This window comes from Acinetobacter sp. TG2027, assembly GCF_000302435.1.
In the GTDB taxonomy this organism is placed as follows: Bacteria; Pseudomonadota; Gammaproteobacteria; order Pseudomonadales; family Moraxellaceae; genus Acinetobacter; species Acinetobacter pittii.
In genome coordinates, this window is the sequence record NZ_AMJN01000048.1 from 94,162 (window position 1) to 106,939 (window position 12,778).

The following is a 12,778-nucleotide window of genomic DNA, read 5'->3' on the forward strand; positions in this document are numbered from 1 at the left end:
AAAAGTCCTATGTATTCAGAATCAGGGTCGAAGTACAAATGTCTAAATCTTTTTTGATTGGTTCTAAAAGCATCATGCTCATCTCATTAAGTATGCTGCCTATGTTTGTATCGGCGAAAACTATTTTAATTTTAGGAGATAGTATTAGTGCCGGTTACGGAATTGATCCCAAACAAGGTTGGGTACAATTACTGCAAAAACGCTTAGACCAACAGTATCCCAAACAACACAAAGTGGTCAATGCAAGTGTTAGTGGAGAAACAACAAGCGGCGCTTTAGCCCGATTACCTAAGTTATTACAGACCTATAAGCCAAATGTGGTCGTGATTGAATTAGGTGGAAATGACGGCTTGCGTGGGCAACCACCTCAAATGATTCAAAAAAATCTGGATCAGCTCATTCAATTAAGCCAGAAACAAAAAGCCAAAGTTATTCTTTTTGGCATGAAGATTCCGCCAAATTATGGGGCTGCGTATAGCAAAGCTTTTGAAAATAATTATAAAGTTGTAAGTCAAAAATATCAGGTGAAACTACTACCGTTTTTTCTAGATGGTGTTGCTGGTCAAAAACAGCTTATGCAAAATGATTTAATTCATCCCAATGCTCAAGCGCAGTCAAAACTACTTAATTTAGCTTACCCATATATAAAAGGTGCCCTATAGGCACCTTTTATCTTTAAGTATTCTTTTTAATATGATCAGAAATCAAAAAAAGTAACTTCACCAGTTTCGAGTGAATATTCTGCACCGACAACAATTAATTCACCTTTTGCAATCAGGCTCTCTAACACCGCTGAACCATGGCGTAATTGATTTACCGAAGCAAAAACGTTTGAACGCACCGCATGACATGATAATTTTTTCAAATCATTTTTTAAGTCAGTCTGCATTAAAATTTCAACTGATGGACGAACGCGGTTCACAATCGACATTAGGTTAGATGATGGCGGGTGATCAGGATTCATTAACGTATCAATTGTTGCTTGAATCGCACCACAATGGCTGTGTCCTAATACAACTACAACTGGGCAGTCATAACGCTCTGCTGCGAACTCAACACTACCGACTTGTGAAGGTGCAACCACATTACCAGCTACACGGATTACGAATAAGTCACCAAGACCTTGGTCAAATACCATCTCTGCTGGAACACGAGAATCTGAGCAGCCAAGTACAATTGCAAACGGATTTTGATCCTTTGCCATTTCAGCGCGTTCCTGATGAGATAAGGTTTTTGCAAGGGAAGTATTTCCATTTACAAATCGTTGATTACCGGCTTTCAGACGATCTAAAACTTCTTGCGCAGTAGGCATTTTATATTTCCATTGTTTTTTCAAGGTTGGAAATCATTTTAATGTGTCAAAATTTGAATGTCACTGACAAAAAATAAATCCTTTTCTATGAAAAAATTTAAAAATACTTAACCTGCTTTAATGTAGAGCTCACTGCATATTCGCTACTGTTTAGTGAAAAAATAGACATACTTTGGTTCTCGGATTGACTATAATTTTCTTCATTCTAAACATTTGGCAAATGACTCATTGGCAAAGTTTTTCAATAATTTTTCAAACTCGCTTAAGCTTCAAGGATGAAATCTATGACAAGGCTGTCCACATCAATTATGGCCTCTATGAAAAAAACTGCTACCGCCCTGACTTTGGCTTGTAGCGTATTGTCAGTGATGAGTATTTCTCAAACACAGGCAGCCGATAATATTGATGTGACATTCCAGAATGTACTACAGCAAGAACGTAGCTGGGCAGGCCTACAAAGCAAAAGCTTAAAAGTCGGTGATGTGACTTGGTCATATAGCGAAGGCGGCTCTACAACAAAACCGACTTTACTCCTTATTCATGGTTTAGCGGGTAGCCGTGATAACTGGAACCGAGTGGCTCGTTATCTCACCACAAATTATCATGTCATTATTCCTGATTTGCCGGGTAGTGGCGAAACTATCGTTTCCCAAGATTTCGATTATTCTGTACCAAATCTTGCTGAAAAATTACGTCGCTTTGTTGAGGCTGCAAATTTAAAAGGTCCAATTCATATTGCTGGGCACTCACTTGGTGGCTCTATTGCCCTACTCTATGCTGGACAGTATCCATTTGAAACCAAAAGTTTATTTTTAGTAGATAGCGGCGGTATTTTTCGCTCAGCCAATACAATTTATTTAAAAGATCCTGCTTACCTCAAACAACTTTTAGTGTCTAAAAAAGGTGACTTTAATTATTTATTAAAACAAACCATGTTTAATCCTCCGTTTATTCCTAAAGAGTTTCTTCAAGCTCAAGAAAAGTTGATGATTGATCAGGCACCTCAAACACAAAAACTGGTTGATCAATTGATTGCACTTAATAAAGTCTATACACCAGACTCCTTTGCGGTACTTACCAAAACGATCGATGCACCGACGCTCATTCTATGGGGTAAACAAGATAAGATTATTAATGTCGAAGTAGCAAGTGAACTAAAACGACTTTTAAAGAATGCTCAGCCTCCAGTTATTTTAGAAAATGTAGGCCATATGCCGATATTGGAAGCTGAACAGTTGGTTATGCAACAATATCTACCGTTTTTACTTAAAGTAGAAACAAATCAGTCGTCAAAAACGACCACACCTTAAATAAAACTTCGGACTTGTGAGACCTTATGTCTACCCAACCACTTATTGAAAAACTTATTGAAGCTCATCTAGATTTTTTAGATGAGCAATTTGCTCAGACTCAGGTGATCCAGCAAGAGTTTGAGCAATTTTATCATTGGTTGGGGAGTCGGCAATTACAACATCTGTGGACTTTTGAACAAATTCAACAGCTCATTCAAAAGCAGATTTTAGATACGTCTGCTTCTGATTTCCTGATTGAACAAATTGCTGAGCATATTCGCTTTGCATTGATTCATCCTGCAAATGAAACCGCAACTGTTGAAGATGTTATTCCTGTTCTAACGATTGACCGAATTGCACAATACGTTGCAAGTAAGGAACAGCACCGTAAAAAACTGATTAAAACGATTGTGAATAACCCTGCTTTTTCGGCCCTGCTCACGCAACTGATTCAGCAAACAATGCATGATTATTTAGATGAATCCATGTCAAAACGCGTGCCCGGTGTAGGTCGTTTTATGAAAATGGGGAAATCTGTTTTAGAAACAGTAACCGATTCAAATCTGGACGATACGATTAATCATTATTTGCAAAAGAATATTTTAAAACTCAGCCAAATGAGTGAGCGTGTTTTAAACCAACATTTTGACAATGATAAGCTCTACCATTTTCAGGCAAATGTTTGGCATAAAGTTAAAACTATGCCACTTTCTGTTTTAAAAAATTATATAGAAACTCAAGATTTATCAAAAACGGTTGGGTTAGGGCATGAAATCTGGGACCACATTCGCCAAACTGATTATTTAAAACAACAAGTACATGATGGTATCTATACTTGGTATGCACGTAATCAAGAGCGTAGTTTTGACTTGTTACTTCGTGACCTCAATATCGATGAAAGCTTAGTGCAACATGAGCTGACCACGTTACTTGTGCCTGTATTACAGCAGTTAATTACAACAGGACATTTAAGACGTCGTGCCCGTGTGTACTTAGAGAAGTTTTATTATTCTGAAAAAGCATTAGATATTTTAAATAACAAAGGCGCTTAGAGCGCCTTTGTTATTTATGTTGATTAGAAAGAATATTTTAAAGAAGCGTAATAAGCTCGACCTGGTTCATTATAAGTTTGGCTGATTGAATTACTATCTCTTAAAATTTGTTTATCAAACAAGTTACTTACACCAACACGTGTACTTATATTGTCTGAAAATTTATAACCGAGATTAATTCCAGCGGTACTATAACTTTTTACAGTACTTGGTTTAAGCGCAGAATTTGCTCCACCTGAACCAATACCAGATTCGATTCTACTTTCTGCAAACTGACGTGATTTTTGACGACCATATTGAGTAAATACAAAATTTACATCTAACTGATCTGTGATGTCATAATCAAAAATTGAGTTAATTGTATAGATTGGAACTAAAGATAATGGATTACCTGTTTGTTTATCTTTTGAATCCATCATATACGTAAAGTTATTAGTCCAGCGGATATCACCGAAATCTAATCCTAAGCTTCCTTCAAAACCTTGAATTAATGCTTTAGGCGTATTTTCCCAACGTAAGATATTCCACTTGGTACTGGTCACAGCTCCTGTATTTGCATTCGTGCTTGAACCATCAACTGTTCCAACCACATTTGTACCAGCCACAATTTTATCTTTATAGTCATTGCGGAACCAAGTTAAGCTTGCATTCACGATATCTTTTTGGAACTGGATACCAAGCTCTTTGTTTACCGAAGTTTCTGGTTTTAAATCACCATTACCTTGCAACAAGCAACGTGACTCAATATTGGCCGGACAACCATTCCCATTTGTACTTAATAAATACCCTTCGGCATTTTGATACATATTCGGTGCTTTATAAGCTTTTGCTACCCCACCTTTTAAAGTGAAATAATCGTTAAGTCTTTGGGTAATATTTAAGCTTGGACTCCAGTTAGAACCAGATTTACTATGGTCATCAAAACGCAGACCTAACACGACATCTGTGCTCTCTGTGAGTTTCAAGTTATCTTCAATATATGCAGAAGCAATACGTGACTCCATTTTACTGCGATCGCCTTTAGCCAATTGATCGCCATAGCCTGAACCACTACTGTCTTTCCCTTGATTTGTCGACACATTATCTTTAAATCTGTCTTCAACCCATTCGGTACCAAGTGTTAATACATGTGGTACATAATATTCAAAAGGAATATTGGCTTCACCATTAAATCGAAGAGTTTCTAAACGTGAAGTGGCTTTATCATCAAGGTTATTAATTTTTCCTTCTGTACTACCGCCCAGGCCTTCTGGAAGGCGTTTATTATGCGTTTTGTCATATTGAGCAACGAGTTTACTCTTACCCCAAGACCAATCCCCCTCATGTGTTAATGCATAGCTATCACGGTACATAGTATTGGTTTCTTTACCAATAAGTTCTGAAAGAATCGCATCCGCCTCAGCATTTGCATTTAACTGAGAGTCACCAGAATAAATATTACCTTGTTTGCTAGAAGAGACATCAAGCAAAACAGTTTGCTGATCTGTTGCCTGCCAAGCTAAACGACCTGAAATATCTTTATTTTTAACGCCTTCACGCCCAGCTGCGGTACTACCAATTGATTTATTAATATCAACATCGTCAGCTTCTGTTTTATTGTAATTACCATATAAACGATAAGACAAAACGTCTTTAATCAGTGGCCCACTTACGTTAAAACCAACACGATTTGATGCACCTTCTTTAGAGTCTTCAGGCTGTGACGTATAAAACTCTACTGAGCCATGGGTTTCATTAGTCACTTTTTTAGTAATGATGTTAACCACACCACCTGCCGCACCAGATCCATAACGAGCTGCTGCTGGACCACGTAAAACCTCAATCGATTCGATTGCTTCTGCTGGCACCCAGTTTGAGTCACCTCGTGTATCACGCTCTCCTTTCCAGCCATAACGGACTGAATTACGAGAATTAATTGGTTTTCCATCCACTAAAATAAGCGTGTTTTCGGGCCCCATTCCACGGATATCAATTTGTCTATTATTGCCACGCTGACCTGTTGCGCTGTTACCTGTTAAGTTGACACCAGGCATACGGCGCACATAATCAGAAATATCATTACGAACTGGTAGTTTTTCTAAATCTTCTTGGGTGATTACTGATACACCGAGCGACTGCTTCACCTGCTCTTCAGCTGTTACAAAAATTGTTTCCAATTTCACAGGTTCAGCAGGCTTTTCTAATGCTTTTTCAGCTTGTTCTTGCTCATTTTGTGCAGCATAAGCCATAGACATCATACTTGCCAGTACTGAAACAGAAAGCACTGACTGGATAATACGCTTCGACATAAGTATTCCCAATATATTGATTTATTAAACATCTCTCATTTTCAGTTCCGCATTGTAACAAAGATAAATAAAATTACAAATGATATTGATAATAATTATCATTATTTATATTGAATAATAAAAAAACCTCATTGCGAGGCTTTTTTATTTCACTTTTCAAATAATTTAATTATTTGAAGTAAGCACCTTCAGCTTGTGTATGGTCTGTTTGGTCAACCACACGTTGAAGCTCAGGAATGTTCTCTCTTAAAGTAGTTTCTACACCTTGTTTCAAGGTAACATCAATTGCAGAACAACCTTGGCAACCACCACCAAATTTCAATACAGCAGTTAAACCGTGTTCTGGATCATCTTGTACTTCTACCAAGCTACAATTTCCGCCATGCCCTGCAAGACCTGGGTTAATTTCTGCTTGAAGAATGTAAGTAATACGTTCTTCAATCGAAGCATCTGGACCAACACGTGGAACTTTAGAATTTGGAGCACGGAAAGTGAGCTGACCACCAAAACGGTCCTTGTTGTAATCGATTACGGCATCTAAAAGATAAGGAATAGATGGCGCATCAATATATGCAGGAAAATCAGGATAGTCCTGTTTATAATCCGTTGGGATCACTTCTTCTGGCGCACTATATGCCATACAGCATTCCGCACGTGGCGTACCCGGATGCTCAACAAAAATTCGAACGCCAATTCCCGGAGTATTTTGCTTCGTTAGTAAATCGTGCAAATACTCTTGTGCAGATGGTGTAATCAAAAGGTTTGGAATTTCTTCTGCAACAGCAGTGTTGGTGTTCTCAGTCGACATAACAATATTCCTCAAGCTGATGCCTTTATATTAACCGAAGATGAGGTGGATTTAAAAAAAATCAACTAAATTTGTCGGATTTATACACAACAGGGTTTCAAGTTAAGTTTTTAATGGCATTATTGAGCTCAGTATTGATCATTTTTTAAATATTTCTTATGTTGCATTTGCCGTTTAACCATACAGTTACTCTTATTATTATTACGGTCATTATTTCTTTACTTGCTTTTAGCAATCAAAATGTAATGAACCGATTGATTTTTTGGCCGCCTGCAATGCAACGTGGACAAATTGATCGATTCATTACACATGGCTTTATCCATGCCGATGGAACACATTTACTGTTCAACATGATTACCCTGTTTTTCTTTGGCAGTATCATTGAAAGTTTTTACCGCCAATATTTCTATGACATGGGTTTTGTGTTGTTCTATTTAGGTGGCTTAATCTTTGCGATTTTACCAAGCTATTTACAACATAAAAATGATGCGAATTGGGCCAGCCTAGGTGCTTCAGGTGCTGTTTCAGCCGTTTTATTTGCTTATATTCTGTTTCAGCCATGGAAGCTGATTTTTGTATTCTTCATTCCTGTACCCGCTATTATTTTTGCGATTTTATATGTGGCGTACAGTATTTGGGCTGGTAAGCGAGGTAATAGTAATATCAACCATAGCGCTCATTTGTGGGGTGCAGCTTACGGGATCATCGTAACCATTTTACTTGAACCTAAAGTTATTCCACATTTCTTAGACCAGCTTACCCGTCTTCCTTTCTAAACGATATAAATCAAAGAAAAGCCCGTTATGGGCTTTTCTTTTTTTGTGATTTATTTATCTGCATAAATTCTCAGTCTTTTTTCTGATTTTCTTTGATCAATTCGTTGTTTTGTTTGCAAAAACCATCTGATTAAACTCATGCCAATTCTTTTAATAATTCAGACGATACAATGAAGTACAGAGCAATTTTATCTAGCCTTTCCATTGCCTTATTTAGCTTATCTCTGGCTGGATGTAATGACAACGATAATCAAGAAAATGTCGTAAGCACGCCTAAGCAACCCAATATCTTATTTATTATGGCTGATGACTTAGGCTATTCAGATTTAGGGGCTTTTGGTGGCGAAATTCACACCCCTAATATTGATAATCTGGCTCAAGAAGGTCGACTTTTAACGGATTATCATACTGCCCCGACCTGTTCGCCAACACGCTCTCAACTTATTTCCGGTACTGATCATCATTTAGCTGGTATTGGTGCAATGGCGGAACTCACCCCAGAGCATTTAAAGGGACAACCAGGTTATGAAGGCTATTTAAACGAACGTTCTTTATCGATTGCCCAAGTACTTAAAGACAATGGTTACCGCACGTATATTAGTGGTAAATGGCATTTAGGCTTAACCCCTGAAAGCAATGCACATGCTAAGGGTTTTGATCATTCATTTACCTTATTACAAGGTTTAGACCATCATTTTAAACAAGCTCCAAGTGCCTTTAAACGAAATTCAACTTATACAGAAGATGGGCAAATTATTCCAATTTCGGCATTACCTGATGACTTTTTCTCTACCAACTATTTTACCGATAAATTACTCAGCTACTTAGATTCAGGCAAAAATAGTGGCAAACCGTTCTTTGCTTATGCTGCCTATACGGCGCCTCACTGGCCAATTCAAGCCCCAGCCGAATATCGTGAAAAATATCGCGGAGTTTATGATGTAGGTTACGATGCAATTCGTAATGCCCGCATTTCTAGACAAAAACAGCTTGGAATTATTCCTGCAAACTTTGATGCAGCAGAACCAATTGCGACTCAAAATGCTCCACAAAAATATGGGAAATGGGATGAGTTAACAGCCGAACAAAAGGCACTAGAAGCTCGTAAGATGGAAATCTATGCGGGTATGGTAGAAAATCTTGATGCCAATGTCGGCCGCATTATTCAATATCTCAAACAAAATAATCTTTATGACAATACTTTAATTTTCTTTGTTTCAGACAATGGCGCAGAAGGTTTTGTACGTGGCGGATATGGCAGTGAATCTGGTTTTGATAACTCGGTAGCCAATGTTGGCACACCTACTTCATATCACTATATTGGGCCACGTTGGGCCGAAGTCAGTGCGGCACCTTTCCACTTATGGAAAGATACGGCGGGCGAAGGCGCAACGACTGCCCCTGCTATTGTGAAATTACCAAATCAGAAAAAAGCAGAAGCAACCAATCATAGCTTTGCATCTGTACTCGATGTTTTCCCTACCTTACTAGAATATGCTCATATTCCAGTACCACAAGGTCAATATAATGGCCGGGCCATTAATACGCCATCTGGAATTTCATGGAAACCTTTGCTTGAAAACAAAACCGATACTATTCGCCCTGCAAATTTTAGCTTTGCCGATGAGTTACATGGCAGCAAATATGCAAAACAAGGTGAATGGAAAATCGCACTTCAAGGGCGGCCTGAATTAGGCACAGGGACTTGGGAGCTATACAACATTAAATTAGATCGCGGTGAAAGACAAAACGTTGCTCAGCTTTATCCTGCAAAAGTTCAAGAACTTTTATCGGTCTATCAAAAATATACTGAAAAAAATGGTGTGCAGGAATATAACGCCAAATGAAATTGAAGCCATTTTTAGTTACCACAATCAGCCTGTCTATTATGACGGGCTGTAGCCAATCTTCAAAAGTTTCTGAATCTAGGCCTTCGATGCAACAGCAAACTTCTTTAGCTGATTTAGGATCTATTGAAAAGTGTCAAAACTATACTGGTCTGCCTCAGGGTTGGCTCAAACAGACGACAGCAGGAATGGTTTTAATTGCCGATGGAGATTTTAACTTTGGTTCTGAAAAGGCCTATCCTGATGAACTTAATTTTGGAAAAAAGCAGCGCGAAGTCAAAGGATTTTGGATTGACCAAACTGAAGTTACGGTCGCTCAATTTGCAAGTTTTGTAAAAGCAACTGGCTATATTACAGATGCCGAAAAACAAAAACAGGCTGCTGTTTTTTCACCAGATCCTGATCATCCACAGCAATGGTGGCAACTAAAATCTGGATATACATGGAAAACTCCAAACGGCAGTACGGGTACTATAGCAACTCCTAATGAGCCTGTAAGGTATGTGAGTAAAAATGATGCTGAACATTATGCAGTGTGGCTAGGACGTGACTTACCAACAGAACTAGAATGGGAATATGCAGCTAAAGCCAATTCAAAAACTGATACGCCTTTACATCAGGCCCCTACTGATGAACATCAACATCCGCAAGCCAATTACTGGCAAGGCGAATTCCCTTTTCAAAACCTAAATCAAGATCACTTTAAAGGTGTTGCACCCGTTGGATGTTTTGCGGCAAATAAATTCAAACTATTTGATATGATTGGAAATGTATGGGAATGGACATCTTCTCCTTATCAAGGTGCTCATGACCAGCATATGGGAAATTATTCTGATTTACGTCAACAAGAAATCACCAGCACTCAATATGTAATTAAAGGTGGATCTTTTCTTTGTGCACAAAATTATTGTTCACGTTATCGTAGCAGTAGCCGTTATCCACAAGATTTTGATTTAGCTGCAACACATGTTGGATTTCGGACTATTTTACGGTCTCCTTAATTTCTACTTAATTCGACTGATTAAAGATATTTTTTAACCAAAATTAGATCGAAAAATAATCAAAATGTTTTTATAGTACAAATGAGAATGATAAAAAAGTGAGAACAAGATGAAAACTTTACTTCTTTGTGCCGCAGCAATTTTCACAATGTCACTATCAGCCTGTGCGGTCCATACACCTGAAGGTAGTATTGTGATTGACCCTGATTCACCATATTACGGACATCCAGGAGGCTTTTGCCCACCAGGACAAGCTAAAAAAGGACGTTGTTAGAAATACCCTCTTTTAAAGTAATTTTGAAGTTAATCTAAAGAAATAGGCTTCAATCAAGTGATGAATTGAATACTAAATGGAGGGTTCCAGCCCAAAAATAGATGGGATGAAACTAGAAAATTATGGTGTAAAAAAATCACCATATCCCCAAGATTTTTAAAAGACAATCTTACGTTGTCTTCTATCTAGTTTCACCCCAATTCTTTCTTATTCCGTTTGACTTTTCTTACCGCTTAAGAAAAAAGTCTAGTTTTTAATCATTTCTGTATCTCTATTATTGATACATTTTGAACATTTTACCTTCAGGTTAATACTGATGTATTTGCTTAATACAAAATAAACATTTATGTAACGTAAGTCTATAAAAATGTTCTAAAAATGTGAAAAAATTAAGGCCAAAATGAGATGAATTTATCATAATAACTTTCTCTTTCACGTTTCATCACATAAATAATCAATATTATTTTGTCAGTTATTGCCACTCGTTTCCTTTCATTGGCATAGATAATGTATACACATGTATATTAACCCAGTCGTATAAACGAGATATTTTATGTCCAGCACAAGTCAAGTCGAAGGTCTACAATTTCCGGTACACGCCCCAACAAAAAAACAAAGTACATCTCTTACAGGCCAAGAGATTTTGTCAGAGGCCTTATCTATTGTAGATAATAAAACCGCACAACAAGTGTTGAATGAAAAAAACTGGCGAAAAAACTATCCTTTATATTTTAAAGCTCTTGTTAAACAAGGGATTTCTAATATCAACAACCCAATTACTATTGCGAAGCAAGGGTTGCATAAAGCTCACCATATTTTTGATTATTATCGTGATGGTAAACACTACCTTTTAAAAGATGCAGTTCATATTGCTTCATCAACTCCTCTTTATACAGTAAAACTTAAAGGTGAAAGTGACGCAGCACCAGAGTGGTATGTTCCTTATAAAGGACAAAAGCTGAGTGGACAAAGCTTACTGGACCAAATTCAACGCTGGGAAGAAGCTGGTATTATTGAACCAAGTCATGCAAAGGCTTTGCGTGAAGCTATTGCTCATCCTGAATGGTTCGATTTGTCTGACCGTACGATGGTGCTGTTTGGTGCAGCCTCAGAAGCAGGACCACTGCCTTGGTTAGCCAAATGGAAAGCAAATATTGTTGCCGTAGATTTACCAAACTCACGAGTCTGGGGCAAAATCTTAAATACGATTCAACAAGGGAATGCAACACTCATTGCACCATGTGTTGAAGCCGTTGATTCGTCAGCAAAAGCTTCTGATTTAAAAGATAAGCTGGGTGCAAATTTACTGACTCAATTACCAGAAATATCACAGTGGCTGGTGCAGTTTCCACAAAAGTTAGATTTGGCAGCAATCGCCTATTTAGATGGTGAAAAGCATGTCCGCGTTTCCATGGCAATGGATAGCATTATGCAATTTGTGAGCGAGCATAAGCCTGATACAAGCCTTATGTTTATGTGTACTCCAACCGATGTTTATGCAGTACCAAAAGAAGTTGCAGAGGCTGCTCAAGAGAAATTTAAATCCCGCAGAAAAATGCAAAAATTGGCAATAAAAGGCGTTTCTGCTCTTTCGCTCAATCGTTTTTTTCAAGCGCCATACCAAGACTTGATTACATGTGAAAATGGAAAAACTTATGGTATTGCCGACTGCTTAGTGGTTGAACAAGGTCCAAACTATGCTTTGGCAAAACGTATTCAACAATGGCGTGCTATTTTGGCCCGCCATCAAGGACAACGTGTCAGCATTAATATTGCACCATCGACAACCACTCATTCAGTGACTAAAAATCCATTATTGAAAGCAGCTTTTAACGGCGCAGAACTTTTCGATGTAGAAGCATTTAGCCCTGAAACCACCAATGCCATTATGGCGGCGCTCTGGATTCATGACTTAAGAAATGAGTCTTCTGTGGCGAATCCTGAAACTGTCTTAGACCATCCGCTTGAACTTATGATGGAAGGTGCCAATCATGGTGGATTATGGCGTGTGGCTTATTTAGCACGAACTGCCCTACCTTTTGCCGCAATTTATGGTTTTGCTACCGAAAAACTTCCTTTTAGAAAATCATCTAAAAAATAATTTGATTAAAGCCCAATCTTAGAATTG

11 protein-coding genes are annotated in these 12,778 nt (G+C 38.0%); 8 read left to right on the forward strand and 3 right to left on the reverse strand.

All coding sequences use genetic code 11. The features are described from left to right. The first annotated feature begins 38 nt into the window (after positions 1-38). Positions 39-662, forward strand: coding sequence for an arylesterase (locus B806_RS0113385; RefSeq protein WP_017387138.1), 624 nt, complete (start codon positions 39-41; stop codon positions 660-662). Positions 663-697: 35 nt separating this feature from the next. Here B806_RS0113385 and B806_RS0113390 read toward each other — a convergent pair whose 3' ends face one another. Continuing rightward, on the reverse strand, positions 698-1,312 hold the full coding sequence (locus B806_RS0113390; protein WP_002117769.1) for a carbonic anhydrase: 615 nt from the start codon (positions 1,310-1,312) through the stop codon (positions 698-700). 284 nt (positions 1,313-1,596) lie between these two features. Here B806_RS0113390 and B806_RS0113395 point away from each other — a divergent pair, with 284 nt between their 5' ends. Together B806_RS0113395 and B806_RS0113400 are read left to right on the forward strand one after the other, a co-directional pair. After that, positions 1,597-2,622: an alpha/beta hydrolase gene (locus tag B806_RS0113395; RefSeq protein WP_017398678.1), complete on the forward strand. Its 1,026-nt coding sequence runs from the start codon at positions 1,597-1,599 to the stop codon at positions 2,620-2,622. Positions 2,623-2,648: 26 nt separating this feature from the next. Beyond that, positions 2,649-3,656, forward strand: a complete 1,008-nt coding sequence (locus B806_RS0113400) for a hypothetical protein (protein WP_017387136.1) — start codon at positions 2,649-2,651, stop codon at positions 3,654-3,656. Between the two features lie 23 nt (positions 3,657-3,679). On the opposite strand, the gene B806_RS0113405 is transcribed toward B806_RS0113400, so the two are convergent. Continuing rightward, on the reverse strand, positions 3,680-5,944 hold the full coding sequence (locus tag B806_RS0113405) for a TonB-dependent siderophore receptor (protein WP_017387135.1): 2,265 nt from the start codon (positions 5,942-5,944) through the stop codon (positions 3,680-3,682). Positions 5,945-6,113: 169 nt separating this feature from the next. Then, positions 6,114-6,752 (reverse strand): Fe-S biogenesis protein NfuA, encoded by a 639-nt coding sequence (gene nfuA, locus B806_RS0113410; protein WP_002117617.1) that lies wholly within the window; start codon positions 6,750-6,752, stop codon positions 6,114-6,116. Positions 6,753-6,910: 158 nt separating this feature from the next. On the opposite strand from nfuA, the gene B806_RS0113415 reads away from it, so the two are divergent. The 5 genes from B806_RS0113415 to B806_RS0113435 all read left to right on the forward strand — a co-directional run bounded on the left by B806_RS0113415 (position 6,911) and on the right by B806_RS0113435 (position 12,751). After that, on the forward strand, positions 6,911-7,528 hold the full coding sequence (locus B806_RS0113415) for a rhomboid family intramembrane serine protease (protein ID WP_017387134.1): 618 nt from the start codon (positions 6,911-6,913) through the stop codon (positions 7,526-7,528). A 170-nt stretch (positions 7,529-7,698) separates the two neighbouring features. Further along, positions 7,699-9,375 carry a sulfatase-like hydrolase/transferase gene (locus B806_RS0113420; protein WP_017387133.1) on the forward strand — a complete coding sequence of 559 codons (1,677 nt, stop codon included), beginning with the start codon at positions 7,699-7,701 and terminating at the stop codon, positions 9,373-9,375. Next, entirely contained in the window at positions 9,372-10,376 is a 1,005-nt protein-coding gene (locus B806_RS0113425; protein WP_017387132.1) for a formylglycine-generating enzyme family protein, read from the forward strand. Before B806_RS0113420 ends, B806_RS0113425 begins: the two co-directional genes overlap by 4 nt. A gap of 109 nt (positions 10,377-10,485) precedes the next feature. Continuing rightward, positions 10,486-10,650, forward strand: a complete 165-nt coding sequence (locus tag B806_RS0113430) for a hypothetical protein (RefSeq protein WP_000854552.1) — start codon at positions 10,486-10,488, stop codon at positions 10,648-10,650. 553 nt (positions 10,651-11,203) lie between these two features. Then, positions 11,204-12,751: a hypothetical protein gene (locus B806_RS0113435; RefSeq protein WP_017387131.1), complete on the forward strand. Its 1,548-nt coding sequence runs from the start codon at positions 11,204-11,206 to the stop codon at positions 12,749-12,751. Positions 12,752-12,778: the final 27 nt, after the last annotated feature.

Coding starts and splice junctions, on each gene's coding strand:
- B806_RS0113425 (WP_017387132.1), top strand. CDS start 9,372: ATGAAATTGAAGCCATTTTTAGTTACCACAATCAGCCTGTCTATTATG.
- B806_RS0113415 (WP_017387134.1), top strand. CDS start 6,911: ATGTTGCATTTGCCGTTTAACCATACAGTTACTCTTATTATTATTACG.
- B806_RS0113395 (WP_017398678.1), top strand. CDS start 1,597: ATGACAAGGCTGTCCACATCAATTATGGCCTCTATGAAAAAAACTGCT.
- nfuA (WP_002117617.1), bottom strand. CDS start 6,752: ATGTCGACTGAGAACACCAACACTGCTGTTGCAGAAGAAATTCCAAAC.
- B806_RS0113420 (WP_017387133.1), top strand. CDS start 7,699: ATGAAGTACAGAGCAATTTTATCTAGCCTTTCCATTGCCTTATTTAGC.
- B806_RS0113405 (WP_017387135.1), bottom strand. CDS start 5,944: ATGTCGAAGCGTATTATCCAGTCAGTGCTTTCTGTTTCAGTACTGGCA.
- B806_RS0113385 (WP_017387138.1), top strand. CDS start 39: ATGTCTAAATCTTTTTTGATTGGTTCTAAAAGCATCATGCTCATCTCA.
- B806_RS0113430 (WP_000854552.1), top strand. CDS start 10,486: ATGAAAACTTTACTTCTTTGTGCCGCAGCAATTTTCACAATGTCACTA.
- B806_RS0113400 (WP_017387136.1), top strand. CDS start 2,649: ATGTCTACCCAACCACTTATTGAAAAACTTATTGAAGCTCATCTAGAT.
- B806_RS0113390 (WP_002117769.1), bottom strand. CDS start 1,312: ATGCCTACTGCGCAAGAAGTTTTAGATCGTCTGAAAGCCGGTAATCAA.
- B806_RS0113435 (WP_017387131.1), top strand. CDS start 11,204: ATGTCCAGCACAAGTCAAGTCGAAGGTCTACAATTTCCGGTACACGCC.